This window comes from Rhodopseudomonas palustris, assembly GCF_003591005.1.
Classification (GTDB): Bacteria; Pseudomonadota; Alphaproteobacteria; order Rhizobiales; family Xanthobacteraceae; genus Rhodopseudomonas; species Rhodopseudomonas palustris_K.
In genome coordinates this window covers 99212-124426 of the sequence record NZ_QYYD01000014.1, presented here as the reverse complement: position 1 = coordinate 124426, position 25215 = coordinate 99212, and the positions used below count along the sequence as shown (strand labels likewise).

The window sequence follows — 25215 nt, the reverse complement described above, 5'->3', positions numbered from 1 at the left end:
GGCCATTTACTCCCGTGCCGTGTCTTTGTCGGCAAGCGGGTGGATGCCGGCACAAAACCGGTGTCGTTGCTGCGCTGCGGCATCGCTTGCGGTGTACGCTTGGCATTGTGCCACCTGGAGGCGTAGAAAGTAGTTCGCGATCTCCAAAGCGGCAGCTTGGCAATGGAGCAGCAGTTCACTGCGCTGACCGATCGGATTTACGAGGCAGGCCTGGTGCCGCAGCTCTGGCCTGCGCTGCTGCACGAAATCGGTGATGCAGTCGGGGGAAACGGGGGCGCGTTGTTCGCCGTCCACGAAGGCTATGGACGATCGCTCAATTCTCCCAATCACGACGGGACGATGAGCCTGTTCATGAACGGCGGCTGGAGCCAACGCGATCGCACGCTGCCGCGCGCTCTCGCCCTCGGCCACCCCGGCTTCGTGAGTGAGCGTGACCTGTTCACCGAGATCGAACTGAACGCAGATGAAGTGTACCGCGACTTCTTCCGCAAACACGGCTTGGACTATCGGGCGGGCACGATCATTCCGATGCCGACCGGGGATTCGGTTGCGATCACCATCTTCCGGACTGGCGCGCAGGGGCCGGTGGCCCCGCAAGATATCCAGTTTCTCGACGGCTTGCGTCCACATTTGGCGCGCGCCTCGCTGATTGCCAATCGGCTGGGCTTCGAGCGCGTTCGTGCTCAAGCCGAAACGTTGCAGGCACTGGGACTGCCGGGCGCCGTGCTGGGGCGACAAGGCCGCGTGCTGGCAGCCAATGCACTGTTCCAAACCTATATGCCCTCGCTTTTCCAGGATCGGACGCAGCGATTGGCGATTTCCGACCAGGCCGCCGACGGGTTGCTGGCGACGGCTCTGGCGGAGCTGCATCTGGAGGGGCGAAACATCAGGTCGATCCCGATCGGCGCGACGCCGGATCGCGTGCCGATGGTCGTGCACGTGGTGCCGGTGCGTGGTGCCGCGAACGACATCTTTCTGCAGGCCGCTGCGCTGTTGATCGTAACGCCGGTCGATCGCGCTGCAGTGCCGAGTGCGGAGGTCCTGCAAGGATTGTTCGATCTGACCCCGACCGAGGCGAAGATCGCTCACGGCATCGGCCTCGCGCGCTCCGTCGAAGAGTTGGCGCGGTCGCATGGTGTCGATCGGGAAACCGTCCGCAGCCAGCTCAAGGCCGTGCTGTCGAAGACCGGTCTCTCGCGGCAGCAGGAACTGGTGAGTTTGCTGGCGGGGAAGGCGCTCGAGTAGGTCGCGCCTGATTGGTCTGTCGCGGCGATCGGCGCCCTGAAACAAACAAGGCACGGCTTTTCTGGCGAGCAGGCGCAGCGCGCTGTTTGACGCTGCGCCGCGACGTTGCAGCGAAGGCCGATCACATCACCCATTTGGGTGATGTGACGACGCGGCAGTCCCTGCACATTAGTCGAAAAGGCAGGGCGGTGTATTCGGATGCGAGCCTCCGAGTTGCTCATCAACGTCGCGTCTGGCGACCATCATCAAACCCCGGACGCCGACCTTGTTTTTGCAGGATGGCCGGCTGCAGCGACGATCCCTACGGAAGCTGCAATTCACATCGTCCGATCCCGGGCAGATCTGGCGAGGGCCGCGCAGCTTCGCCGCGACTTGACGGATATCAACGGATTTTGTCGCGCAGAGGCCATCGAACCGATCGATCTGTGCAGCCTCGTCTTCGTTGCCGAGGACCGGGCCGAGGCCGTCGCGACCGTCCGTCTGACCCGCGCGTCCGACGCAATCAACGACCGGCGCCTCGGTCTCCTGATCGAAGCCGCTCAGCCGGAAGATCTGGAATCCGCGATGGTCGTTTCTGCTGTTGCTGTCCGCCCCGCACCGCGTGGTCCCGCCTTGATGGTGCCGCTGCTTCTCCAAGTCTATCGCAGCGCCCATCTTGCCGGGGCGAAGCAGAGTTTACTGGCCGCAGAGGAACCGATGGTGCCGATGTTTTCAAGCCGGGGCTGGACGCGGACCGGGCGGTCGTTTGTCGATCCGGAGGGTGGAACCGTACAGGTATTGAAGTACGCCCAGATCGATCTGAACGCCTTGCGCAGGTCGGATTCCCCGCTTCTCAGCGTTGCCGACGATTTTCTCGGCCGTTGAGCCGCAAGGCCTCCCGAGCGGCAGCTTATGCCCGACGCTGGACGCAGCAGCCGTTGCGTCCTGAGCGTTTGGTAGGGCGTGCGCGCATTTTGCGGCCGCTCTCACGCTCCGTTCATGTTTCCTTCAGGTGAAAGGCGCCTTGCTGTTCATGAACGACGCGATCCTTCGGCAGGGGCGCCGGTTCGACGTCAAAATCAGTCTTAAATCATTGATCTCAAGCTGATTTTCGCAGAGAATCGAATCCACCCGAGCGCCGGCGGAACGGATCGGGTTTGGTGGTGCGGCGAACGGCCTGCGCCTTGCGTTGAAAGAACCAGATGTTTGACCTTGCAATCGTTGGTGGCGGCCCGGGCGGCCTGATGAGCGCCTGGTACCTGAAGAAGAAGCTCGGCCCAATGTGCCGGATTACCATTTTCGAAGCGTCCGATCGCCTTGGCGGCAAGATCGTGTCGCGGACCTTCGACACGGCGCCGGCGCTGTACGAGGCCGGCGTGGCCGAGCTCTACGACTACTCGATGACCGGGCCGGACCCGCTTCGCGAGCTGGTGCAGCATTTCGGTCTGCAGACCATCCCGATGGATGCCGAGCAGGTGCAACTCGACGGCGAACTGCTCAACGACGTGCCGGGCATGCGCAGGAAATACGGCGACAAGACCGCCGACGCGATCCTCGCCTTCCGCAAGACGCTGACCGAGCAGATGTCGCCGGTGCAGTACTATGAAGGGGTCGGCGCCCACGACAACGAGCATCCCTGGGCCTGGATGAATTGCGAGCAACTGCTCGACAAGGAAGTCGAGGATCCGGTCGCCAAGAAGTTCTTCAAGGTGATGGCGCGGTCCGACATCGCCACCGAGAGCCACAACACCAACGGCCTCAACGCGCTGAAGAACTTCGTGATGGATATCGACGGCTATATCGGGCTGTATTCGATCCAGAACGGCAACGAGCAGCTGATCGAAGGGCTACGCTCCGAGGTCGACGCCGAGATCCAGCTCAACCACCGCGTCCTCAAGGTCGGCAAGACCGAGACCGGGCGCTACGAGCTCAACATGATGAACGGCAAGGGGCCGGAGACGCGCGACTTCGACCTCGTGCTGATGTGCCTGCCGCACAACTGGCTGGCGACGCTGTCCTGGGGCAACGAGCAGCTGCGCAAGGCGATGGTCAAGCACGTCGCTTACTTCGACCGTCCGGCGCACTACCTGCGGATCTCGCTGCTGTTCGACAAGCCGTTCTGGGGCGACAAGATTCCCGGCGCCTGGTTCATGTCGGAAGCGTTCGGCGGCTGCTGCGTCTACAACGAGGGCGCCCGCCACGACGTCGGCAAATACGGCGTGCTGAACTTCCTGGTCGCCGGCTCGGACGCGCTGGCGTTCTCGAACCTGACCGACAAGGAATTGATCGACCTCGCGTTGAAATCGCTGCCCGCGGCGCTCGGCGACGCGCGCGATCATTTCCTCGAAGGCAAGACCCATCGCTGGCTGTCGTCGGTCAACTGCATCCCCGGTGGCCTGCCGGTGCGCGATGTGATGACCAATCACCGGCCGGAGCCGAAGAACCATCCGGGCTTCGTCGTGGTCGGCGACTATCTGTTTGACTCGACCCTGAATGGTCTGCTCGATTCCTCGGACGCAGCGACCGACATCATCGTCACCGAGACCATGAAGCTGCGCCGCGCCCGGGCGCTGGCCGAGAAGGCGGTGTCTGACAAGATCGACGCGTCGTATTTCGACAATTATCGCAACCAGGGCCCGTACAGCGAAGTCTGGAACCGGTTCACCGATCCGGACTACCTGCTGCAGATGATCCGGACGGTCTGGGATGTGCCGCAGGGCGCCAAGCTGCTGGTCGCCGGCTCGGCCAGCGGCGAGCTGGTCGGCGCGCTGCGCGAGCGCGGCATCGATGCGTGGGGCGTCGAGAACAATCGCGGCATCCTCGCCAGGACACCGGAGGCGCTGAAGCCCTACAACCAGTTCGGCTCGATCGCCGAATTGCCGTTCGAGGACAATTCGTTCGACTTCGTGTTCGAAACCAGCCTGTGCCACGTGCCGGAGGCGCGCGTGGTCAAGGCGATCCGCGAGCTCGGCCGCGTCACCCGCATCGGCCTGGTGTTCGGCTCGGTCACCAGCGACATGGATCCCAGGGTGGTCGATCGCTACGATCTGCTGCGCGCGGTCAAGAAGCTCGGCACCTGGTGGGAGTGGTCGGAACTGTTCTTCAACAACGGCTTCGACCTGTCGATGCACCGCAAGGACTGCAGCGACCAGCTCTGGGAAGCCACGCTGAAAGCCGGCAAGGGCCCGGGGCAGTGGTACGGCGACGCGGACAGCCTCCGCTATTCGTTCTTCGACAAGGTCGACGACGAAGATTGAGAACGAACGGCTTGGCCGGACCTGCTGATATCGCCTAAGGATTGCGACGCCGTGGCTCGAACGAGTCACGGCGTCGATCATTTCGCTTCCAGCCATTTCGTCTCCAGCCGGTCCACCCACGGTTCCGCTTCATGACGCGCAAGCCACCAGCCAATCCTCCCGCCGACGGCAGTGATCAATCCGGCGCTTCGCCGTCAGGCGAGCCTGGCGCGAGCACGCCCGCATCGCCGCTCGACGAGAAGTTCGCCATCCCGGTCGGCGCCGTCGCGTCGCCGGTGCCGAGCACCAAGCCGCCGGTCAAGCAGCTCGTCCAGGACAAGACGCCGTCCCCGAAGGACAAGGCGAAGGCCAAGGAGAAGGCGGCGGACGACGACGAGGATGACGACGACGACGATGATGAGGACGAGGAGCTCGTCGTCTTCACCGCGCGCGAGGCCGCAGGCGCGCTGGCGACGATTGCGCGGCATGTCCGGCCGATCCTGCCGAACTATCGCAAGATGGTGGCGATCGTCGTGTTCGGCGTGCTGGTCGAGACGCTGTTCAACGTCATCATGCCGCTCAGCCTGAAATTCCTGATCGACGACGCGCTCGGCGAGGAGGACTTCCAGGAACTCTACAAGATCCTGTCGATCCTCGCCGTCGCCGGCATCATCACCTCGATCGTCGCGGTGTGGTACGAGCGCTGGGACGCGCGGCTCGCCGCCTCGGTAATCACCGACGTCCGCACCCGGCTGTTCGACCACGTCCAGAAACTGCCGGCCGGCTATTTCGCCCGTACCAAGCGCGGCGAGACGCTGTCGCGGTTTTCGATCGACATGGCGGCGTTCGAGAACGTGGTCGAGATCTTCGCCAACACGGCGATGCTGCCGTTCCTCGAACTGATCGCCGGCATCATCCTGATGCTGTTCCTGAACTGGCAGCTCGCCGTGGTGGCGCTGCTGATCTTCCCGATCACATTGATCGGCCCGCGCATCCTGACGCCGAAGGCCGTGCAGGCCAATTACGAGCAGAAGGTCCAGGAGGCCGGGCTGCTCGGCATGGTGCAGGAGAATGTCGGCGCCCAGGCGGTGGTCAAGGCGTTCAGCCTGCAGCGCAAGATGTTCGGCTTCTTCTCGCTGCGCAACAACGCGACGCGCGACAAGATCGCCGAGGCAGTGTTCCTGCGCTCGATGGTCGAGCGCTCGGTCACCGTCGCGGTGCTGCTGCTGCACATCGTGGTGCTGGCGATCGGCGCGTATCTGGCCACCAAGGGCCAGATCACGGTCGGCACCTTCGTGACCTTCGAGAGTGCATTCTGGGAGGTGTCGTACAACATCGCGCATCTGATGCAGTTCATCCCGGTGGCGATCCAGGCCGCGGCCGCGGTGCGCCACATGGAGGAGCTGCTCGACGAGCCGACCCCGATCGCCGACAAGCCCGGCGCCGCCGAGTTGCCGCGCATCACCGACAACATCGCATTCGAGCGGGTGACCTTCAGCTATGAGGGCGCCGAGCGACCGGTGATCGACAATCTCAGCCTCAAGCTCAAGGCCGGCAAGAGCATCGCCATTGTCGGCCCCAGCGGTTCGGGCAAGAGCACGCTGCTCAACATGATCCTGCGGTTGTATCAGCCCGACGAGGGCCGCATCAGCATCGACGGCGTCGACGTCCGCAAGGTGACGCTGGATTCGCTGCGGCAGAGCATGGCGGTGGTGTTCCAGGAGAACATGCTGTTCAACATGTCGATCCGCGAGAACATCCGGCTCGGCAAGGAAGGCGCGACCGACGAGGAGGTGATCGAGGCCGCCAAGAAGGCCGAGATCCACCGCTACATCATGAGCCTGCCGGACAAATACGACACCCAGGTCGGCGAGCGCGGCGACACGCTGTCGGGCGGCCAGCGCCAGCGCCTGGCGATCGCCCGCGCCATCGTCCGCGATCCCTCGGTGCTGTTGCTCGACGAGGCCACCTCGGCGCTCGACCAGACCACCGAGGCCGCGATCAACAAGACGCTGCTCAAGCTCGCCCGCGGCCGCACCATGATCTTCTCGACCCACCGGCTGACCTCGGTGGTCGAAATGGACGAGATCATCGTCATCTCCGGCGGCCGCGCGATCGAGCGCGGCTCGCACAAGGAGCTGCTCGCCCTGAACGGCGTCTATCGCAAGCTCTGGGACGACCAGAGCAACCACGGCCGCGCCGCGGATGATGACGACGACGATGATGAGGATGAGGATGACGACGAGGAGTGAGAGGGTCCGGCTCGGCCTCTCCCCGTCATTGCGAGGAGCGAAGCGACGAAGCAATCCAGCTTCGAGCACGGCGCTTCTGGATTGCTTCGCTTCGCTCGCAATGACGGCGGGGTTGACGTCGTGTTTCGGGAGCCGACGACTTCGCCAAGCAGGTCACCTGCAAAGACCGCTCTGCGCGAATGTCCAAGCACCGTTCAGTTCTTCGTCAGAAACAGCGGCGTTCGCAGCGTCAGCTGATACGCCGGTTTCGGCGTCCAGGCGATCTGGGCGGTGAGGCCGAACAGGCGGTTGTCGTTGTCGTCCATCTTGTCGAGGTCGAACCGAACGATCGGCTCGGTGAAGGCCGCCAGCGGCGCCAGATTGAGCAACTGGGCACCGCCGAACGACTGGACGCCGACGCGGCCGGTTACCTTCCAGTTATTGTCCCATTGATAGAAGCCGCCGACATAGCCGACCCAGTTCGGCCGGATCTCGGCGCGGTCGGCGTCGATCGCCGTCAGGGTCGATTGCATGCCGGCGAGTAGGCCGCGGGTTTCGTCCGCATTCAGCGCGTAGCTGGCCTCGAGCACATTGTTAAGCGAGGTGGTGGCGAGCGGCCCGGACGGTAGCGCCCGGGTCAGCGTGGTCTGCAGCGTCAGGGTGGGGATGGGGCCGCCGTTCTGCTGATAGATCTCGGCCTGTACCCCGACATTCCAACTGGTGATCGCGACCGGGGTCCAGGCCGAATCGCCGGCCTGCGACGTCGTGGCGCTGAAGCCGCCATACAGCGACACCTGATCGTTGACGTCGACGGTCAGCGGCACGTCCCACGCCACTCCCTGGCTGGCCGGCAGGGACGGCGTCGGCCGCAGCGTCAATTCGGACAGGCGGGCCAGCATGCTCGATGGCGTGCTGAAGCCGATCGACAAGGCGCCGGCAGGCACGCGCGAATAGGATGTCCGCAGATCGAGATACACCTGCGGCGGTGACGGCTTGGTGTCCTCGTCCTCGTCCGCAGCACGCGCGTCAGCTGGCGCCAGTGCCAGCATCGCCAAAACCAGGCAGCCTGCGTGGACACGGCGCGGTCGTCGTGCCCTTGTGGTCGAGGTCCGCTGCATTGATCGGCTGGTCCCCGAAATGAGCCGTGAGCCTTGCGGGAACAGTAAGCATGCCGATCAGGCACCGCGCAATCGGGCATCTGCCGAGGGCGCAAACGTACTCCACGAGCGAGCAGTCAAATCAACCTACTACCTCTAATTGCAGAGCCGCGAATCGTGGAGGGCTGCCGTTACGAATCGTTCACCAACTCGTGCCACGATTCTCTTCTTACGCTGCCGCCCCAGTCAGGATGGCAGCGATTTTGCCGATTCCCCGGCGCGGCACGCGGAATTGGCCGGAACAGTCGCAACTGGTCTACTCGCAGGCGCGTTTGCATCGCACACTGGGAGATGCAAGAAGTCCCTGTCCACGTGGGTCTGCCGCCAAGCGGGCAGGGTGCAGCGCATGACGTCATATCGTCATCTGACGCAGGGTTTGGCCTTGACTTGCAGGTGCCGCACCGATAAAACCCGGCCACTTCAAGACAGGCGGTGAGCTTCGCCAACGTCGGAACGGACCACCCAAACTTCCTCGCGGAATTCGGGCACCAACCTCGACCCAAGACGCTCAGACGCTGTCTCTATAAGCCAGGCAATGCCAGGACGTTCAGCGTTCTCTCGAGCAATCATCTCCTGAGGACGGTTTTGGAAGCATGACCTCGGTACTAGCCGGTCAGCAGATGCTGTCCGGTTTTTGCTGCGGTCCTCTGTTGCATGGATGCGCTTTCCGCTCAGCGATGGGTGGCTGGCGCAATTTCGCTTTGCGTGGTCGGACGTGTCCGGCCGGGTGAGGCGGCCGCTGGGGCGGGTGCCCCGAACGAATTTGCGAAACTCTCGAAGTTTCGCGCGAAGCTAAGGGTGAAGGCGAAGATGCCGACGATCAACCAGCTGATCGCAAATCCGCGCGCGGTGCAGAAGTCGCGCAAGAAGGTCCCGGCGCTCCAGCAGTCGCCGCAGAAGCGCGGCGTGTGCACCCGCGTCTACACCACGACGCCGAAGAAGCCGAACTCGGCGCTTCGTAAGGTCGCCAAGGTTCGGCTGACCAACGGCTTCGAGGTGATCGGCTACATCCCGGGTGAGGGCCACAACCTTCAGGAGCACTCGGTGGTCATGATCCGCGGCGGCCGCGTCAAGGACTTGCCGGGCGTGCGCTACCACATCCTCCGCGGCGTCCTCGATACCCAGGGCGTCAAGAACCGTAAGCAGCGCCGTTCGAAGTACGGCGCGAAGCGTCCCAAGTAAGCGGGGAGAGAATTCATGTCCCGTCGTCACGCTGCCGAAAAGCGCGAAGTTCTTCCGGATCCGAAGTTCGGGAACATCATCGTCACCAAGTTCATGAACTCGGTGATGTACGCCGGCAAGAAGTCGGTTGCCGAAGGTATCGTCTACGGTGCCTTCGATCTGATCGAAGCCAAGACCAAGCAGCCGCCGCTCGGCGTGTTCGAGCAGGCGCTCGACAACGTCATGCCGTCGATCGAAGTTCGCTCCCGCCGCGTCGGTGGCGCGACCTATCAGGTGCCGGTCGAAGTGCGTAACACCCGCCGTCAGGCGCTGGGTATTCGCTGGCTGATCGCTGCCGCTCGCGGCCGCAACGAAAAGACCATGACCGAGCGTCTGTCGGCCGAGCTGCTCGACGCCTCGAACAACCGCGGCAATGCCGTGAAGAAGCGTGAAGACGTGCACAAGATGGCGGAAGCCAACCGCGCGTTCTCGCACTATCGCTGGTAACGGCGAAGCAACGGAATCAAGGAAGACGTCATGCCCCGCGTTCACGCCATCGAGGACTACCGCAATTTCGGCATCATGGCCCACATTGATGCCGGCAAGACCACGACGACCGAGCGCATCCTGTTCTACACCGGCAAGAGCCATAAGATCGGCGAAGTGCACGAAGGTGCCGCGACGATGGATTGGATGACGCAGGAGCAGGAGCGGGGCATCACCATCACCTCCGCCGCCACCACTGCGTTCTGGAACGGCAAGCGCCTCAACATCATCGACACTCCCGGCCACGTCGACTTCACCATCGAAGTCGAGCGTTCGCTGCGCGTGCTCGACGGTGCCGTGTGCGTGCTCGATAGCAACCAGGGCGTCGAGCCGCAGACCGAGACGGTCTGGCGCCAGGGTGACAAGTACAAGGTTCCGCGCATCGTCTTCGCCAACAAGATGGACAAGACCGGCGCCGACTTCTTCAAGTGCCTGCAGGACATCGTCGACCGCCTCGGCGCCAAGCCGGTTGCGATCCAGCTGCCGATCGGCGCTGAGAACAACTTCAAGGGCATCATCGACCTGGTGCGCATGAAGGCCGTGGTCTGGAACGACGAATCGCTCGGCGCGAAGTTCGAAGACGCCGACATTCCGGCTGACCTGGTCGACCAGGCCAACGAATATCGCGAGAAGATGATCGAGGCCGCCGTCGAGCTCGACGACGACGCGATGGGCGCTTACCTCGAAGGCACCATGCCGGACGAGGCGACCCTGAAGCGCCTGATCCGCAAGGCGGTGCTGACCGGTGCGTTCTATCCGGTGCTGTGCGGCTCGGCGTTCAAGAACAAGGGCGTGCAGCCGCTGCTCGACGCCGTGGTCGACTACCTGCCGTCGCCGCTCGACGTGCCGGCCATCAAGGGCCAGGACGAGGCCGGCAACGAAGTCGTGCGCAAGGCGGACGACAAGGAGCCGCTCGCGCTGCTCGCGTTCAAGATCATGGACGACCCGTTCGTCGGCACCATCACCTTCTGCCGGATCTACTCGGGCGTTCTGCAGAGCGGCACCGGCGTGGTGAACTCGACCCGCGAGAAGAAGGAGCGCATCGGCCGCATGCTGCTGATGCACGCCAACAACCGCGAAGACATCAAGGAAGCCTACGCCGGCGACATCGTCGCGCTGGCCGGCCTCAAGGAAGCCCGCACCGGCGACACGCTGTGCGATCCCGCCAACCCGGTGATCCTCGAAAAGATGGAATTCCCGGAGCCGGTGATCGAAATCGCGATCGAGCCGAAGTCGAAGGCCGACCAGGAAAAGCTCGGCGTCGCGCTGGCGAAGCTGGCGGCGGAAGATCCGTCGTTCCGCGTGTCGACCGATCTGGAGTCGGGTCAGACCATCCTCAAGGGGATGGGCGAACTGCATCTCGACATCAAGGTCGACATCCTGAAGCGGACCTACAAGGTCGACGCCAACATCGGTGCGCCGCAGGTGGCGTTCCGTGAGCGCATCACCAAGAAGGCCGAAGTCGACTACACCCACAAGAAGCAGACCGGTGGTACCGGTCAGTTCGCTGCGGTGAGCTTCGTGGTCGAACCGAACGAGCCGGGTGGCGGCTACGTGTTCGAGTCGAAGATCGTCGGCGGCGCGGTGCCGAAGGAATACATCCCCGGCGTCGAAAAGGGCATCGAGAGCGTGCTGTCCTCGGGCGTGGTCGCGGGCTTCCCCGTGGTCGACGTCAAGGTGTCGCTGGTCGACGGCAAGTACCACGACGTCGACTCGTCGGCGCTGGCCTTCGAAATCGCTTCGCGCGCCGCGTTCCGCGAGGCGCTGCAGAAGGGCAAGTCGGTCCTGCTCGAGCCGATCATGAAGGTCGAGGTCGTGACGCCGGAAGACTACACCGGTTCGGTGATCGGCGACCTCAACTCGCGGCGTGGCCAGATCCAGGGCCAGGACATGCGCGGCAACGCCAACGTCATCAACGCGATGGTGCCGCTCATGAACATGTTCGGTTACGTGAACAACCTGCGCTCGATGAGCCAGGGTCGCGCGACCTTCACGATGCAGTTCGATCACTACGCGGAAGCGCCGGCCAACGTGTCGGCGGAAGTCCAGAAGAAGTTTGCCTGATTGTCGCCGGCGTAAGCCGCGACTGAACGGAGAAGAGCGATGGCCAAAGCAAAGTTTGAACGTACCAAGCCGCATTGCAACATCGGGACGATCGGTCACGTCGACCATGGCAAGACGTCGCTGACGGCGGCGATCACCAAGGTTCTGGCGGAGACGGGCGGTGCGACGTTCACGGCCTATGACCAGATCGACAAGGCGCCGGAAGAGAAGGCGCGCGGCATCACGATTTCGACCGCCCACGTCGAGTACGAGACGCAGAACCGCCACTACGCGCATGTCGACTGCCCCGGCCACGCCGACTACGTCAAGAACATGATCACCGGTGCGGCGCAGATGGACGGCGGCATTCTCGTCGTGTCGGCTGCCGACGGCCCGATGCCGCAGACCCGTGAGCACATCCTGCTGGCCCGTCAGGTCGGCGTGCCGGCGCTGGTCGTGTTCCTGAACAAGTGCGACATGGTCGACGATCCGGAACTGCTCGAACTGGTCGAGATGGAAGTGCGCGAGCTTCTGTCGAAGTACGACTTCCCGGGCGACGACATTCCGATCATCAAGGGCTCGGCGCTCGCCGCGCTGGAGAACTCGGATCCGAAGCTCGGCCACGACGCGATCCTCGAGCTGATGAAGGCGGTCGACGCCTACATCCCGCAGCCGGAGCGTCCGATCGACCAGCCGTTCCTGATGCCGGTCGAAGACGTGTTCTCGATCTCGGGCCGCGGCACCGTGGTGACCGGCCGTGTCGAGCGCGGCATCATCAAGGTCGGTGAGGAAATCGAAATCGTCGGCATCCGCCCGACGCAGAAGACCACCTGCACCGGCGTTGAAATGTTCCGCAAGCTGCTCGATCAGGGCCAGGCCGGCGACAACATCGGCGCGCTGCTGCGCGGCACCAAGCGTGAAGACGTCGAGCGCGGCCAGGTGCTGTGCAAGCCGGGTTCGGTGAAGCCGCACACCAAGTTCAAGGCCGAGGCCTATATCCTGACCAAGGAAGAGGGTGGCCGTCACACGCCGTTCTTCACCAACTATCGTCCGCAATTCTACTTCCGCACCACCGACGTCACCGGCGTCGTGCATCTGCCGGAAGGCACCGAGATGGTGATGCCGGGCGACAACATCGCCATGGAAGTTCACCTGATCGTGCCGATCGCGATGGAAGAGAAGCTGCGGTTCGCCATCCGCGAAGGCGGCCGCACAGTCGGCGCCGGCGTCGTCGCTGCGATCATCGAGTAAGGCGAATAGCGAATAGAGAGTGGCGGACGAAGCCTCGTTCGCCACTCACTACTCACCATTGGCTAATTGAAGAAAGATACGGCAATGAACGGCCAAAATATTCGCATTCGCCTCAAGGCGTTCGACCATCGGATTCTCGATACGTCGACGCGTGAGATCGTCAACACCGCGAAGCGAACCGGTGCGCAGGTGCGCGGGCCGATCCCGCTGCCGACCCGGATCGAGAAGTTCACCGTCAACCGTTCGCCGCACGTCGATAAGAAGAGCCGCGAGCAGTTCGAGATGCGCACCCACAAGCGCCTGCTCGACATCGTCGACCCGACCCCGCAGACCGTGGACGCGCTGATGAAGCTCGACCTCGCCGCCGGCGTCGACGTCGAAATCAAGCTCTGAGATTGGACAGTCCGGTTACTAGCGGACAGAAAGAACAGGAAGCACGCCGATGCGCTCCGGAGTGATCGCACAGAAGGTCGGGATGACGCGGGTCTTTACAGAGGCCGGCGAACATATCCCCGTGACCGTGCTGAAGCTGGGCAACTGCCAGGTGCTGGCCCACCGCACCACTGAGAAGAACGGATACGTGGCGCTGCAGCTCGGCTCCGGCTCGCGCAAGACCGTGTACATGCCGAAGGCCGAGCGCGGTCAGTTCGCCGTCGCCAAGGTCGAACCGAAGCGCAAGGTCGCCGAATTCCGCGTGTCCGAGGACGCGCTGATCCCGGTCGGCGCCGAGATTCAGGCCGACCATTTCGTCGTCGGCCAGTTCGTCGACGTCACCGGCACTTCGACCGGCAAGGGCTTCGCCGGCGGCATGAAGCGCTGGAATTTCGGCGGTCTGCGCGCCACTCACGGCGTGTCGGTCTCGCACCGTTCGATCGGTTCGACCGGCGGCCGTCAGGATCCCGGCAAGACCTTCAAGAACAAGAAGATGCCTGGCCACATGGGCGTCGATCGCATCACCACGCTGAACCTGCGTGTGGTGCAGACCGACGTCGAGCGCGGCCTGATCCTGGTCGAGGGTGCCGTTCCCGGCACCAAGGGTGGCTGGATCTCGGTGCGCGACGCCGTGAAGAAGGCGCTGCCGGCCGATGCGCCGAAGCCGGGCAAGTTCCGGCTGGCGAATGGCGGCGACGAAGCTGCGGCTCCGGCTGCCGAGCAGGAGGGTGTGTGAGATGGAATTGAAGGTCACCACTCTCGAGGGTAAGGAAGCCGGCTCGGTCCAGCTGTCCGACACCATCTTCGGTCTCGAGCCGCGCCAGGACATCGTGCAGCGCTGCGTGATTTGGCAGCTCGCCAAGCGTCAGGCCGGCACTCACAAGGCCAAGGGCCGCGCCGAGATCTGGCGCACCGGCAAGAAGATGTACAAGCAGAAGGGCACCGGCGGTGCTCGCCACGGTTCGCAGCGCGTGCCGCAGTTCCGCGGCGGTGGCCGTGCGTTCGGCCCGGTGGTGCGCTCGCACGCCATCGACCTGCCGAAGAAGGTTCGCGCCCTGGCGCTGAAGCACGCTCTGTCGGCCAAGGCCAAGGGCGGCGGTCTGATTGTGCTCGACAAGGCCGAGCTGGAAGCCGCCAAGACCAAGGCTCTGGTCGGTGCGTTCACCGGCCTCGGCCTGACCAGCGCGCTGATCATCGACGGCGCCGAGGTGAACACCGGTTTCGCCACGGCGGCCCGCAACATTCCGAACATCGACGTGCTGCCGATCCAGGGCATCAACGTCTATGACATTGTGCGCCGCCAGAAGCTGGTGCTGACCAAGGCTGCGCTGGATGCGTTGGAGGCGCGCTTCAAATGAAAAACATCGATCCGCGCCACTACGACGTCATCGTCGCTCCGGTGGTGACCGAAAAGGCGACCACGGCCTCCGAGTTCAACAAGGTCGTGTTCAAGGTTCTGGGCGGCGCCACCAAGCCGCAGATCAAGGAAGCCGTCGAGAAGCTGTTCGACGTCAAGGTGAAGAGCGTGAACACGCTGGTGCGCAAGGGCAAGTCGAAGTCCTTCCGCGGCACCTTCGGCACGCAGTCGGACACCAAGCGTGCGGTCGTGACCCTGGAAGAGGGTCATCGCATCGACGTGACCACCGGACTGTAAGGCGGGACCGACCATGGCACTGAAGAAGTTCAATCCCACGACGCCGGGCCAGCGCCAGCTGGTGATGGTCGATCGTTCGGCCCTGTACAAGGGCAAGCCGGTCAAGTCGCTGACCGAAGGCAAGAACCAGGCGGGCGGTCGTAACAACACCGGCCGGATCACTGTGCGCTTCCGCGGCGGCGGTCACAAGCAGACCTATCGCATGGTCGATTTCAAGCGCACCAAGGTCGACGTTCCGGCCAAGGTCGAGCGCCTTGAATACGATCCGAACCGCACCGCGTTCATCGCGCTGATCAAGTACGAGGACGGCGAGCAGGCCTACATCCTGGCTCCGCAGCGCCTCGCGGTCGGCGACAGCGTGATCGCCGGTTCGTATGTCGACGTGAAGCCGGGCAACGTCATGCCGCTCGGCAACATGCCGGTCGGCACCATCGTGCACAACATCGAGCTGAAGATCGGGAAGGGCGGCCAGATCGCCCGCTCGGCCGGCACCTACGCCCAGCTCGTCGGTCGTGACCACGACTACGTCATCGTCCGCCTCAACTCGGGCGAACAGCGCCTGGTCCACGGCCGCTGCACCGCCACCATCGGTGCGGTGTCGAACCCGGACCACATGAACATCTCGATCGGCAAGGCCGGCCGCAAGCGCTGGCTCGGCCGCCGCCCGCACAACCGCGGCGTCGTGATGAACCCGATCGACCATCCGCACGGCGGTGGTGAAGGACGCACCTCGGGCGGCCGTCACCCGGTGACCCCGTGGGGCAAGCCGACCAAGGGCAAGAAGACCCGCTCGAACAAGTCGACCGACAAGTTCATTCTCATCAGCCGCCACAAGCGGAAGAAGAAGTAAGGAAGCCGGACATGGTTCGCTCAGTCTGGAAGGGCCCGTTCGTCGAGGGCTCGCTGCTGAAGAAGGCGGATGCGGCGCGCGCGTCGGGCCGTCACGACGTCATCAAGATCTGGAGCCGCCGCTCCACCATCCTGCCGCAGTTCGTCGGGCTGACTTTCGGCGTCTACAACGGCCAGAAGCACGTCCCGGTGTCGGTGAACGAGGAAATGGTGGGTCACAAGTTCGGCGAGTTCTCGCCGACCCGCACGTTCCACGGCCACTCCGGCGACAAGAAGTCGAAGAAGGGTTGAGGACGAAGCCATGAGCAAACCCAAGCGCGAACGGAGCCTCCCGGATAACGAGGCGAAGGCCGTCGCCCGGATGCTTCGCGTTTCTCCGCAGAAGCTCAACCTGGTGGCTCAGCTGATCCGCGGCCGCAGCGCCTCGGCGGCGCTCGCCGACCTCGCTTTTTCGCGCAAGCGGATCGCGGTCGACGTGAAGAAGTGCCTGGAATCGGCTATCGCCAACGCCGAGAACAACCACGATCTGGACGTCGACGCGCTGGTCGTGTCGGAAGCCCATGTCGGCAAGGGCATCGTGATGAAGCGTTTCTCGCCGCGCGGCCGTGGTCGCTCGGGCCGTATTTTCAAACCCTTCGCGCAGCTGACGATCGTCGTTCGTCAGGTCGAAGCAGAAGCAAGCGCTTAAGCGAAGGCGCGGGAGACTTTCGATGGGTCAAAAGATCAATCCGATCGGGCTGCGCCTGGGCATCAACCGGACGTGGGATTCCCGTTGGTTCGCCGGCAAGAACGAGTACGGCAAGCTGCTGCACGAGGACGTCAAGATCCGCGAGATCCTGCACAAGGAATTGAAGCAGGCGGCGGTCGCGCGCATCGTGATCGAGCGTCCGCACAAGAAGTGCCGCGTGACGATCCACTCGGCGCGTCCGGGTGTGGTGATCGGCAAGAAGGGCGCCGACATCGACAAGCTGCGCAAGAAGGTCGCCGACATCACCTCGTCGGACGTCGTGATCAACATCGTCGAAATTCGCAAGCCGGAGCTCGACGCCACGCTGGTCGCCGAGTCGATCGCGCAGCAGCTGGAGCGCCGCGTCGCGTTCCGCCGCGCGATGAAGCGGGCAGTGCAGTCGGCGATGCGTCTCGGTGCCGAAGGCATTCGCATCAATTGCTCGGGCCGTCTCGGCGGTGCTGAAATCGCCCGTATGGAGTGGTATCGCGAAGGTCGCGTGCCGCTGCACACGCTGCGCGCCGACATCGACTACGGCGTCGCGACGGCGTTCACCACGTTCGGCACCTGCGGCGTGAAGGTCTGGATCTTCAAGGGCGAGATCCTCGAGCACGATCCGATGGCGCAGGACAAGCGGATGGCTGAAGGCGACAACTCGCGGCCGCGCCGCGACGCGGCCTGACGGCAGCTGGAAAAGGTTTGAGGGCGTAAGCCATGATGCAACCAAAGAAGACCAAGTTCCGCAAGGCGCACAAGGGCCGCATCCACGGCGTTGCGTCGTCGGGCGCGACCCTGGCGTTCGGCCAGTTCGGCCTAAAGGCGATGGAGCCTGAGCGCGTCACCGCGCGTCAGATCGAAGCCGCCCGTCGTGCGCTCACCCGTCACATGAAGCGTGCCGGCCGCGTCTGGATCCGCATCTTCCCGGACGTTCCGGTGTCGAAGAAGCCGGCCGAAGTCCGCATGGGCTCCGGCAAGGGCGCGCCGGAATTGTGGGTGGCGCGGGTCAAGCCGGGCCGGGTGATGTTCGAGATCGACGGCGTCAACCAGCAGCTCGCCAAGGAAGCGCTGACGCTCGCCGCCGCCAAGCTGCCGATCAAGACGCGCTTCGTCGCGCGTATCGCGGAGTAATGCACATGGCCGAGATGAAGACCGCCGACATCCGCGCGATGAGCGAAGACCAGATGGATGACGCCATCCTCAATCTGAAGAAGGAGCGCTTCAACCTGCGCTTCCAGCGCGCCACCGGCCAGCTCGAGAACACCTCGCGGCTGCGCGAGGCCCGTCGCGACATCGCCCGGATCAAGACCATCGCCGCGCAGAAGCGCGCCGGCAAGACGAAGTAAGGACGCGAACATGCCGAAGAGGACCCTGCAGGGCGTGGTCGTCAGCGACAAGCAAGCCAAGACCGTTGTGGTGCTGGTGGAGCGTCGCTTCACCCACCCGATCTACAAGAAGACGATCCGCCGCTCGAAGAACTACCACGCCCACGACGAGAACAATCAGTTCCATCCGGGCGACATCGTGTGGATCGAGGAGAGCAAGCCGATCTCCAAGCTCAAGCGCTGGACCGTGGTCCGGGGCGAATCGAAGAAGACCGCCTAAGCGCATTCGCGCATCAGTTGAGAGCGCAATCGCGCATTAGAGAGAGGACGAGGTGCATCAATGATCCAGATGCAGACCAACCTCGACGTGGCCGATAATTCCGGCGCACGCCGTGTCATGTGCATCAAGGTGCTGGGGGGCTCCAAGCGCCGCTATGCCACCGTGGGCGACGTTATCGTTGTGTCGATCAAGGAAGCGATTCCGCGCGGCAAGGTGAAGAAGGGCGACGTCATGAAGGCCGTGGTGGTCCGGGTCCGCAAGGACATCCGCCGCCCCGACGGCTCCGTCATCCGCTTCGACCGCAACGCCGCCGTGCTGATCAACAATCAGTCCGAGCCGGTCGGCACCCGTATTTTCGGGCCGGTGCCGCGCGAGCTGCGTGCGAAGAACCACATGAAGATCATCTCGCTGGCGCCGGAGGTGCTGTAATGGCCGCCAAGATCCGCAAGGGTGACAAGGTCATCGTACTGAGCGGGCGCGACAAGGGTCGCACCGGCGAAGTGTTCGAAGTCCGTCCGGACGCCGATGTGGCGCTGGTGCGTGGCATCAACATGATCAAGCGCCACCAGAAGCAGACCCAGACCCAGGAAGGCGGCATCATCTCGAAAGAGGCGCCGATCCACCTGTCCAATATCGCGATCGTCGGCAAGGACGGCAAACCGACCCGCGTCGGTTTCAAGGTCCTGGCGGACGGCAAGAAGGTTCGTATCGCCAAGAGCTCGGGAGCAGAGATCGATGGCTGAGACCGCATACGTTCCGCGCCTGCGCACGGAATACGACAAGAGCATCCGCACCGCGCTGACCGAGAAGTTCGGTTACGCCAACGCCATGCAGGTTCCGAAGCTCGACAAGGTCGTGCTGAACATGGGCGTCGGCGAAGCGGTCAACGATCGCAAGAAAGCCGAGCAGGCGGCGGCCGACATGTCGCTGATCGCCGGCCAGAAGGCGGTCGTGACCTATTCGCGCGTCGCGATCTCGACCTTCAAGCTGCGTGAGAATCAGCCGATCGGCTGCAAGGTGACGCTGCGCGGCGCCAAGATGTACGAGTTCATCGACCGCCTGATCACGGTCGCGCTGCCGCGCGTCCGCGACTTCCGCGGCCTGAACCCGAAGAGCTTCGACGGCCGTGGCAACTACTCGCTCGGCATCAAGGAGCACATCATTTTCCCCGAAATCGACTTCGACAAGACCGGCGAGTCGTGGGGCATGGACATCACCGTTTGCACGACCGCGCGCACCAACGACGAAGCGCGCGCGTTGTTGACCGCATTCAATTTCCCGTTCCGGCAGTGAGTTGCTGACAGCTTTGAGCTGATCTGCCTCTCAAACGCGGAAACCCAGGAGCCTGGCATGGCAAAGAAGAGTTCGATCGAGAAGAACAATCGTCGGAAGAGGATGAGCAAGAACGCGGCGCCGAAGCGCGCCCGTCTCAAGGCCATCATCGCCGACAAGGACCTCCCGATGGAGGAGCGTTTCGCGGCGACCCTGAAGCTCGCCGAGATGCCGCGCAATTCGTCGGCCACCCGGATTCGCAACCGCTGCGAAGTCACCGGTCGTTCCCGCTCGGTCTATCGCCTGAACAAGCTGAGCCGTATCGCGATCCGCGACCTGGGTTCGAAGGGCCTGGTTCCGGGCCTCGTGAAGTCGAGCTGGTAAGGGGAGGGTCGTCAGATGTCTACGCACGATCCGATCAGCGATCTCATCACCCGCATCCGCAACGCGCAGATGCGCTCGAAGTCGAAGGTTTCGACCCCGGGCTCCAAGATGCGCGCCAACGTGCTCGAAGTGCTGAAGAGCGAGGGCTACATTCGTGGCTACGCCAGCGTCGAGCATCCGTCGGGCCGCAGCGAGCTCGAGATCGAACTGAAGTATTTCGACGGCGAGCCGGTGATCCGCGAGATCGAGCGCGTGTCGCGTCCGGGCCGCCGCGTCTATGCGTCGGTGAAGAACCTGCCGCGCGTCAACAACGGCCTCGGCATTTCGGTGCTGTCGACCCCCAAGGGGATCATGGCCGATCACGACGCCCGCGACGCCAATGTCGGCGGCGAAGTGCTGTTCACGGTGTTCTAATCGCAGGCGCGACGGCCGGAGGGTCCGGCCGCCGCGCGACAGATACGGAAATTGGAGCATCGACCGTGGCGTGATCACGCCGGAAGATGCAGGGTTGAAAAAGGATCGACCATGTCACGCGTTGGCAAGAAGCCCGTCACGGTCCCGTCCGGCGTGACGGCGACCGTCGAGGGTCAGACCGTCAAGATGAAGGGGCCGAAGGGTCAGCTTCAGTTCGTCGTGCACGACGACGTCGACGTCAAGTTCGAGGACGGTTCGGTGAAGGTGGCGCCGCGCCACGAAACCAACCGCGCCCAGGCGCTGTACGGCACGGCTCGCGCCCAGATCGCGAATCTGGTCGAAGGCGTCACCAAGGGCTTCGAGAAGAAGCTCGAGATCACCGGCGTCGGTTATCGCGCCGCGCTGCAGGGCAAGAAGCTGCAGCTCGCGCTCGGTTACAGCCACGACGTGCTGTACGACATCCCGGAAGGCATCACCATCACGGTGCCGAAGCCGACCGAGATCAACGTCGTCGGCATCGACTCTCAGAAGGTCGGTCAGGTCGCGGCCGAGATTCGCGATTATCGTCCGCCGGAGCCCTACAAGGGCAAGGGCGTGCGCTATTCCGACGAGTTCATCTTCCGCAAGGAAGGCAAGAAGAAGTAACGGAGCCGGGTCATGTCGAAGTTGAATGTTACGAATGCCCGGCGCAAGACTCGGGTCAGGATCGCGCTGCGGCGCACCGCCAACGGCCGTCCGCGGCTGTCGATCTTCCGCTCGTCGAAGCACATCTACGCCCAGGTCATCGACGACCTGAAGGGCGAGACGCTGGCTTCGGCCTCGTCGCTGGAGAAGACGCTGCGCGAGGCCGGCAACACCGGCGCCGATATCGACGCCGCCAAGGCCGTCGGCAAGCTGGTCGCGGAACGTGCGGTGAAGCAGGGCGTCAAGGAAGTCGTGTTCGATCGCGGCGGGTATCTGTATCACGGCCGCGTCAAGGCGCTGGCGGATGCAGCCCGCGAAGGCGGACTGAGCTTCTAATTTTCGAATTGAACGGATACCAGGATCGAGGCTACGGCTTCGCAAGGATTGGAAAACACCATGGCAGGTGAACGCGAACGCGGTGGACGCGAACGGAGCAATCGCGAGGAGCGCGACAGCGAGTTCGTCGACAAGCTGGTCCACATCAATCGTGTGGCGAAGGTGGTGAAGGGCGGTAAGCGCTTCGGTTTCGCCGCTTTGGTCGTGATCGGTGATCAGAAGGGCCGCGTCGGCTTCGGCCACGGCAAGGCCCGCGAAGTGCCGGAAGCGATCCGCAAGGCGACCGAGTCGGCGAAGCGCAACCTGACGCGCGTCGCGCTGCGCGAATGCCGCACGCTGCATCACGACATCGCCGGCCGTCACGGCGCCGGCCGCGTCTATCTGCGTGCCGCTCCGGCTGGTACCGGCATCATCGCCGGCGGCCCGATGCGCGCCGTGTTCGAGACGCTCGGCATCCAGGACGTGGTCGCGAAGTCGATCGGTTCGTCGAACCCCTACAACATGGTTCGCGCCACCTTCGACGCGCTCAAGCACCTCGACTCGCCCCGTGCGGTTGCGGCGCGCCGTAACATCAAGGTCTCCACCCTGCAGTCCCGCCGCATCGGCGGCGATGCGGAAGTGGTTGCTGAATAACTCGCCGTCGGCGATCACGCCGACACAAGACGCGATCTGGAGTGAAGACGATGGCCAAGGCCGCAAACATGATCAAGGTCGAGCAGATCGGCAGCCCCATCCGGCGCCATTCCTCGCAGCGTGCGACGCTGGTCGGCCTCAGGCTCAACAAGATCGGCCGGGTCACCGAGCTGCAGGACACCCCTGAAGTTCGCGGCATGATCGCCAAGGTGCAACACCTCGTTCGCGTCGTCGACGAGAAGTAAGACACGCGCGATCCCGGAGACCGGTCATTCGGTTTCCGGTTGAGATCATGCGCACAGGACAAGGAAGCTAGCGATGAAGCTCGACGAGATCTCCGACAATCCGGGCGCCCGCAAGAAGCGCATGCGCATCGGCCGTGGCATCGGCTCCGGCAAGGGCAAGACCGGCGGTCGTGGCGGCAAGGGCCAGACCGCGCGTTCGGGCGTGCGCATCAAGGGCTTCGAAGGCGGCCAGATGCCGCTGCATCGTCGTCTGCCGAAGCGCGGCTTCACCAACATCTTCCGGCTCGAATACGCCGAGATCAATCTCGATCGTCTGCAGGAAGCCGTCGACGCCAAGGCGATCGACGCCGGCAAGGTGATCGATGCTGCGGCGCTGGTCGAGGCCGGCGTGCTGCGCCGTTCGCGTGACGGCGTGCGTCTGCTCGGCCGCGGTGAACTCACCGCCAAGCTGAACATCGAAGTTCACGGCGCCACCAAGTCGGCGATCGAAGCGGTCGAGAAGGCCGGCGGCTCGGTGAAGATTCTCGCCCCGAAGAAAGACGAAGGCGAGGCTGCGTAACATTGCCGTCATAGCCCGCGAAAGCGGGCACCGGCCTTGCCGGGATGGTGGATTTTTCGTCGATTGCGCACCAAATTGATGCCCGGCGCTGACTCGGCCGCCCGCATCCGGCGGCCATGTGGGACGAGTAGCGCAGGAGAAAGCCGGACATGGTCTCAGCAGCGGAACAACTAGCAGCCAACCTCAACTTCTCGGCGCTGGGTAAAGCCGAAGAGCTGAAGAAGCGGATCTGGTTCACGCTCGGTGCGCTGCTGGTGTATCGCCTCGGCACCTACATCCCGCTGCCCGGCATCGATCCCACCGTGTGGGAGCAGGTGTTCCGCTCGCAGTCCGGCGGCATCCTCGGCATGTTCAACATGTTCGCCGGCGGCGGCATCCACCGCATGGCGATCTTCGCGCTGAACATCATGCCGTACATCTCGGCATCGATCATCGTGCAGCTGCTGACCACGGTGTCGCCGCAGCTCGAGGCGCTGAAGAAGGAAGGCGAGAGCGGCCGCAAGACGCTCAATCAGTACACCCGCTATCTGACCGTCATTCTCGCGACGTTCCAGTCCTATGGCATCGCCGTCGGCCTGCAGGGCGCCGGCAACGTGGTGTCGGAACCGGGCGTGTTCTTCCTGCTGTCGACCACCATCACGCTGACCGGCGGCACGATGTTCCTGATGTGGCTGGGTGAGCAGATCACCTCGCGCGGCATCGGCAACGGCATCTCGCTGATCATCCTGGCCGGCATCGTTGCCGAGCTGCCCTCGGCGCTGGCGAATATGCTCGAGCTCGGCCGTCAGGGCGCGCTGTCGACCGGCCTGATCCTGGTCGTGCTGGTGATGGCCATCGTGGTGATCGCCTTCATCGTGTTCATGGAGCGAGCGCAGCGCCGGCTGCTGATCCAGTATCCGAAGCGCCAGGTCGGCAACAAGATGTTCGAGGGCCAGTCCTCGCATCTGCCGCTCAAGCTCAACACCTCGGGCGTGATCCCGCCGATCTTCGCGTCGTCGCTGCTGCTGCTGCCGACCACGATCGCCAGCTTCAACGCCGGCACCGGCCCGGAGTGGTTCCAGTGGATCGTGACGCAGTTCGGCCACGGCCGGCCGCTGTTCCTGATTTTCTACATCGCGATGATCGTGTTCTTCGCGTTCTTCTACACCGCGATCGTGTTCAACCCGACTGAGACCGCCGACAATCTCAAGAAGCACGGCGGCTTCATTCCGGGCATCCGGCCGGGCGAGCGCACCGCCGAATATATCGATTACGTGCTGACGCGCATCACCGTGGTCGGTGCGATCTATCTGGCGATCGTCTGTCTGATCCCGGAAGTCCTGATCTCCTACGCTTCGGTGCCGTTCTACTTCGGCGGAACGTCGCTCCTGATCGTGGTCAGCGTCACCATGGATACTGTGGCGCAGGTCCAGGGCTATCTGCTGGCGCACCAGTATGAGGGCCTGATCCGGAAGTCGAAGTTGCGGGGGCGCAAGAAATGAGACTGATCCTTCTCGGGCCGCCGGGGGCGGGCAAGGGAACGCAGGCAGCGCGTCTGGTCGAGCAGTACGGCATCGTTCAGCTCTCCACCGGCGACATGCTGCGCGCCGCTGTAGCGGCCGGCACGCCGGTCGGCCTCAAGGCCAAGGACATCATGGCCAGCGGCGGCCTGGTGCCGGACGAGGTGGTGATCGGCATCATCTCCGACCGCATCGAGCAGGACGACGCCGCCAAGGGCTTCATCCTCGACGGTTTCCCGCGCACCGTGCCGCAGGCCGAGGCGCTCGATGCCCTCTTGAAGGATAAGAAGCTGTCGCTCGACGCCGTGGTCGAACTGCGGGTCAACGAGGGCGCGCTGTTGTCGCGGGTCGAGACCCGCGTCGCCGAGATGCGGGCGAGGGGCGAGGAGCCGCGCGCCGACGACAACGCCGAAGCGCTGGCCAAGCGCCTGTCGGCCTACCGCGCGCAGACCGAGCCGCTGGTCGAGTACTATTCGGACAAGCGCAAGCTGCTCACCGTCGACGGCATGATGCCGATCGACGAGGTCACCCGTGAGATCGGCCGCGTCCTCGCCGCGGTCGCCGAGGCCGACCAGAAGAAGGCCGCCAAGAGCGCATCCGCCAGGAAGCGCTCGGCCAAGAAGTCGAGCGGCAGGCCGGCCGCGAAGGCCGCTGCAGGAAAAAAAGCTTCGGCCAAGAAGGCAGTTAGCAAGAAGGCCTCGACCAAACCGGCAGCCGCCAAGGCTGCGAAGGGCAAGGCTGCGAAGGGCAAGGCTGCGAAGGCCAAGGCTCCGAAAGCTAAGGCTCCGAAAGCTAAGGCTCCGAAAGCTAAGGCTCCGAAAGCTAAGGCTCCGAAAGCTAACGCGCCGAAAGCTAAGGCTGCCAGGACTAAGGCTGTTAAAGTTCCCGCCGGGGCCAGCGCTAAGGCTGGCGTGAAGAAGGCAGCGAAAGCCCTTCGAAACGTTGGTAAAAAGGCCGCCAAGGGCGCCGGCAAGGCGGCCAAAGCGGGCAAGTCCGCCGTCGCCAAGGTAGGCAAGAAGGCTGCCAAGTCCGCCAAAAAGGTCGCCAAGGCGGTCACGAAGAAGCGATCTTGATCC

At 63.8% G+C, this 25215-nt stretch carries 32 protein-coding genes; 31 read left to right on the top strand and 1 reads right to left on the bottom strand.

Features of this window, described 5'->3' with window-relative positions; translation table 11 throughout:
- Nucleotides 1–162 precede the first annotated feature (162 nt).
- The 4 genes from D4Q52_RS15090 (at nt 163) to D4Q52_RS15075 (ending at nt 6712) form a co-directional block, all read left to right on the top strand.
- Nucleotides 163–1245, top strand: a complete 1083-nt coding sequence (locus D4Q52_RS15090; protein WP_119857391.1) for a helix-turn-helix transcriptional regulator — start codon at nt 163–165, stop codon at nt 1243–1245.
- A 213-nt stretch (nt 1246–1458) separates the two neighbouring features.
- Nucleotides 1459–2109: a hypothetical protein gene (locus D4Q52_RS15085; RefSeq protein ID WP_147407810.1), complete on the top strand. Its 651-nt coding sequence runs from the start codon at nt 1459–1461 to the stop codon at nt 2107–2109.
- A 317-nt stretch (nt 2110–2426) separates the two neighbouring features.
- Nucleotides 2427–4481 (top strand): FAD-dependent oxidoreductase, encoded by a 2055-nt coding sequence (locus D4Q52_RS15080; RefSeq protein ID WP_119857389.1) that lies wholly within the window; start codon nt 2427–2429, stop codon nt 4479–4481.
- A gap of 131 nt (nt 4482–4612) precedes the next feature.
- Nucleotides 4613–6712 (top strand): ABC transporter ATP-binding protein, encoded by a 2100-nt coding sequence (locus D4Q52_RS15075; protein WP_119857388.1) that lies wholly within the window; start codon nt 4613–4615, stop codon nt 6710–6712.
- Nucleotides 6713–6906: 194 nt separating this feature from the next.
- Here the strand turns inward: D4Q52_RS15075 and D4Q52_RS15070 are convergent, their stop codons facing one another.
- Entirely contained in the window at nt 6907–7740 is an 834-nt protein-coding gene (locus D4Q52_RS15070) for a hypothetical protein (RefSeq protein WP_119857387.1), read from the bottom strand.
- 918 nt (nt 7741–8658) lie between these two features.
- Between D4Q52_RS15070 and rpsL the strand changes: the two genes are divergently transcribed.
- The 27 genes from rpsL (at nt 8659) to D4Q52_RS14935 (ending at nt 25212) form a co-directional block, all read left to right on the top strand.
- Complete coding sequence (gene rpsL / locus D4Q52_RS15065) at nt 8659–9030, top strand: 30S ribosomal protein S12 (protein ID WP_025588683.1); 372 nt, start codon at nt 8659–8661, stop codon at nt 9028–9030.
- Nucleotides 9031–9045: 15 nt separating this feature from the next.
- Nucleotides 9046–9516 (top strand): 30S ribosomal protein S7, encoded by a 471-nt coding sequence (gene rpsG, locus D4Q52_RS15060; RefSeq protein WP_119857386.1) that lies wholly within the window; start codon nt 9046–9048, stop codon nt 9514–9516.
- A 30-nt stretch (nt 9517–9546) separates the two neighbouring features.
- On the top strand, nt 9547–11619 hold the full coding sequence (gene fusA, locus D4Q52_RS15055) for an elongation factor G (protein ID WP_119857385.1): 2073 nt from the start codon (nt 9547–9549) through the stop codon (nt 11617–11619).
- A gap of 39 nt (nt 11620–11658) precedes the next feature.
- Nucleotides 11659–12849: an elongation factor Tu gene (gene tuf / locus D4Q52_RS15050; protein WP_119857384.1), complete on the top strand. Its 1191-nt coding sequence runs from the start codon at nt 11659–11661 to the stop codon at nt 12847–12849.
- Nucleotides 12850–12933: 84 nt separating this feature from the next.
- Nucleotides 12934–13242 (top strand): 30S ribosomal protein S10, encoded by a 309-nt coding sequence (rpsJ, locus tag D4Q52_RS15045; RefSeq protein ID WP_002712302.1) that lies wholly within the window; start codon nt 12934–12936, stop codon nt 13240–13242.
- 49 nt (nt 13243–13291) lie between these two features.
- Complete coding sequence (gene rplC, locus D4Q52_RS15040; protein ID WP_119857383.1) at nt 13292–14017, top strand: 50S ribosomal protein L3; 726 nt, start codon at nt 13292–13294, stop codon at nt 14015–14017.
- A 1-nt stretch (nt 14018) separates the two neighbouring features.
- Nucleotides 14019–14639, top strand: coding sequence for a 50S ribosomal protein L4 (gene rplD, locus D4Q52_RS15035; RefSeq protein ID WP_119857382.1), 621 nt, complete (start codon nt 14019–14021; stop codon nt 14637–14639).
- On the top strand, nt 14636–14935 hold the full coding sequence (locus D4Q52_RS15030) for a 50S ribosomal protein L23 (protein WP_119857381.1): 300 nt from the start codon (nt 14636–14638) through the stop codon (nt 14933–14935). Before rplD ends, D4Q52_RS15030 begins: the two co-directional genes overlap by 4 nt.
- A gap of 13 nt (nt 14936–14948) precedes the next feature.
- The gene (gene rplB / locus D4Q52_RS15025) at nt 14949–15785 is read left to right on the top strand and encodes a 50S ribosomal protein L2 (RefSeq protein WP_119857380.1); all 837 of its coding nucleotides are present in this window, start codon (nt 14949–14951) and stop codon (nt 15783–15785) included.
- An 11-nt stretch (nt 15786–15796) separates the two neighbouring features.
- On the top strand, nt 15797–16075 hold the full coding sequence (gene rpsS / locus D4Q52_RS15020) for a 30S ribosomal protein S19 (protein WP_119857379.1): 279 nt from the start codon (nt 15797–15799) through the stop codon (nt 16073–16075).
- Between the two features lie 10 nt (nt 16076–16085).
- A complete protein-coding gene (rplV, locus tag D4Q52_RS15015) occupies nt 16086–16472 on the top strand; it encodes a 50S ribosomal protein L22 (RefSeq protein WP_054162716.1) in 387 nt (128 codons plus the stop codon).
- A 22-nt stretch (nt 16473–16494) separates the two neighbouring features.
- On the top strand, nt 16495–17193 hold the full coding sequence (gene rpsC, locus D4Q52_RS15010; RefSeq protein ID WP_119857378.1) for a 30S ribosomal protein S3: 699 nt from the start codon (nt 16495–16497) through the stop codon (nt 17191–17193).
- A gap of 32 nt (nt 17194–17225) precedes the next feature.
- On the top strand, nt 17226–17639 hold the full coding sequence (rplP, locus tag D4Q52_RS15005; RefSeq protein WP_119857377.1) for a 50S ribosomal protein L16: 414 nt from the start codon (nt 17226–17228) through the stop codon (nt 17637–17639).
- Between the two features lie 5 nt (nt 17640–17644).
- A complete protein-coding gene (gene rpmC / locus D4Q52_RS15000; protein WP_114356383.1) occupies nt 17645–17854 on the top strand; it encodes a 50S ribosomal protein L29 in 210 nt (69 codons plus the stop codon).
- A gap of 10 nt (nt 17855–17864) precedes the next feature.
- Nucleotides 17865–18113, top strand: a complete 249-nt coding sequence (gene rpsQ, locus D4Q52_RS14995; RefSeq protein ID WP_119857376.1) for a 30S ribosomal protein S17 — start codon at nt 17865–17867, stop codon at nt 18111–18113.
- A 60-nt stretch (nt 18114–18173) separates the two neighbouring features.
- Nucleotides 18174–18542: a 50S ribosomal protein L14 gene (gene rplN / locus D4Q52_RS14990; RefSeq protein ID WP_011441195.1), complete on the top strand. Its 369-nt coding sequence runs from the start codon at nt 18174–18176 to the stop codon at nt 18540–18542.
- Entirely contained in the window at nt 18542–18856 is a 315-nt protein-coding gene (gene rplX, locus D4Q52_RS14985; protein WP_011503572.1) for a 50S ribosomal protein L24, read from the top strand. The genes rplN and rplX overlap by 1 nt, the downstream gene beginning before the upstream one ends.
- On the top strand, nt 18849–19406 hold the full coding sequence (gene rplE, locus D4Q52_RS14980) for a 50S ribosomal protein L5 (RefSeq protein ID WP_054162710.1): 558 nt from the start codon (nt 18849–18851) through the stop codon (nt 19404–19406). Before rplX ends, rplE begins: the two co-directional genes overlap by 8 nt.
- 57 nt (nt 19407–19463) lie before the next feature.
- Nucleotides 19464–19769, top strand: a complete 306-nt coding sequence (gene rpsN / locus D4Q52_RS14975) for a 30S ribosomal protein S14 (protein WP_119857375.1) — start codon at nt 19464–19466, stop codon at nt 19767–19769.
- 15 nt (nt 19770–19784) lie between these two features.
- On the top strand, nt 19785–20183 hold the full coding sequence (gene rpsH, locus D4Q52_RS14970; protein ID WP_054162708.1) for a 30S ribosomal protein S8: 399 nt from the start codon (nt 19785–19787) through the stop codon (nt 20181–20183).
- 111 nt (nt 20184–20294) lie between these two features.
- Nucleotides 20295–20828, top strand: coding sequence for a 50S ribosomal protein L6 (gene rplF, locus D4Q52_RS14965; protein WP_119857374.1), 534 nt, complete (start codon nt 20295–20297; stop codon nt 20826–20828).
- Nucleotides 20829–20840: 12 nt separating this feature from the next.
- Nucleotides 20841–21203 carry a 50S ribosomal protein L18 gene (rplR, locus tag D4Q52_RS14960; RefSeq protein ID WP_119857373.1) on the top strand — a complete coding sequence of 121 codons (363 nt, stop codon included), beginning with the start codon at nt 20841–20843 and terminating at the stop codon, nt 21201–21203.
- A 60-nt stretch (nt 21204–21263) separates the two neighbouring features.
- Nucleotides 21264–21836 carry a 30S ribosomal protein S5 gene (rpsE, locus tag D4Q52_RS14955; protein ID WP_119857372.1) on the top strand — a complete coding sequence of 191 codons (573 nt, stop codon included), beginning with the start codon at nt 21264–21266 and terminating at the stop codon, nt 21834–21836.
- A 50-nt stretch (nt 21837–21886) separates the two neighbouring features.
- A complete protein-coding gene (gene rpmD / locus D4Q52_RS14950; RefSeq protein ID WP_119857371.1) occupies nt 21887–22081 on the top strand; it encodes a 50S ribosomal protein L30 in 195 nt (64 codons plus the stop codon).
- A gap of 73 nt (nt 22082–22154) precedes the next feature.
- On the top strand, nt 22155–22640 hold the full coding sequence (rplO, locus tag D4Q52_RS14945; protein WP_119857370.1) for a 50S ribosomal protein L15: 486 nt from the start codon (nt 22155–22157) through the stop codon (nt 22638–22640).
- Between the two features lie 149 nt (nt 22641–22789).
- A complete protein-coding gene (gene secY, locus D4Q52_RS14940) occupies nt 22790–24121 on the top strand; it encodes a preprotein translocase subunit SecY (protein WP_119857369.1) in 1332 nt (443 codons plus the stop codon).
- Complete coding sequence (locus tag D4Q52_RS14935) at nt 24118–25212, top strand: adenylate kinase (protein WP_119857368.1); 1095 nt, start codon at nt 24118–24120, stop codon at nt 25210–25212. Before secY ends, D4Q52_RS14935 begins: the two co-directional genes overlap by 4 nt.
- Nucleotides 25213–25215: the final 3 nt, after the last annotated feature.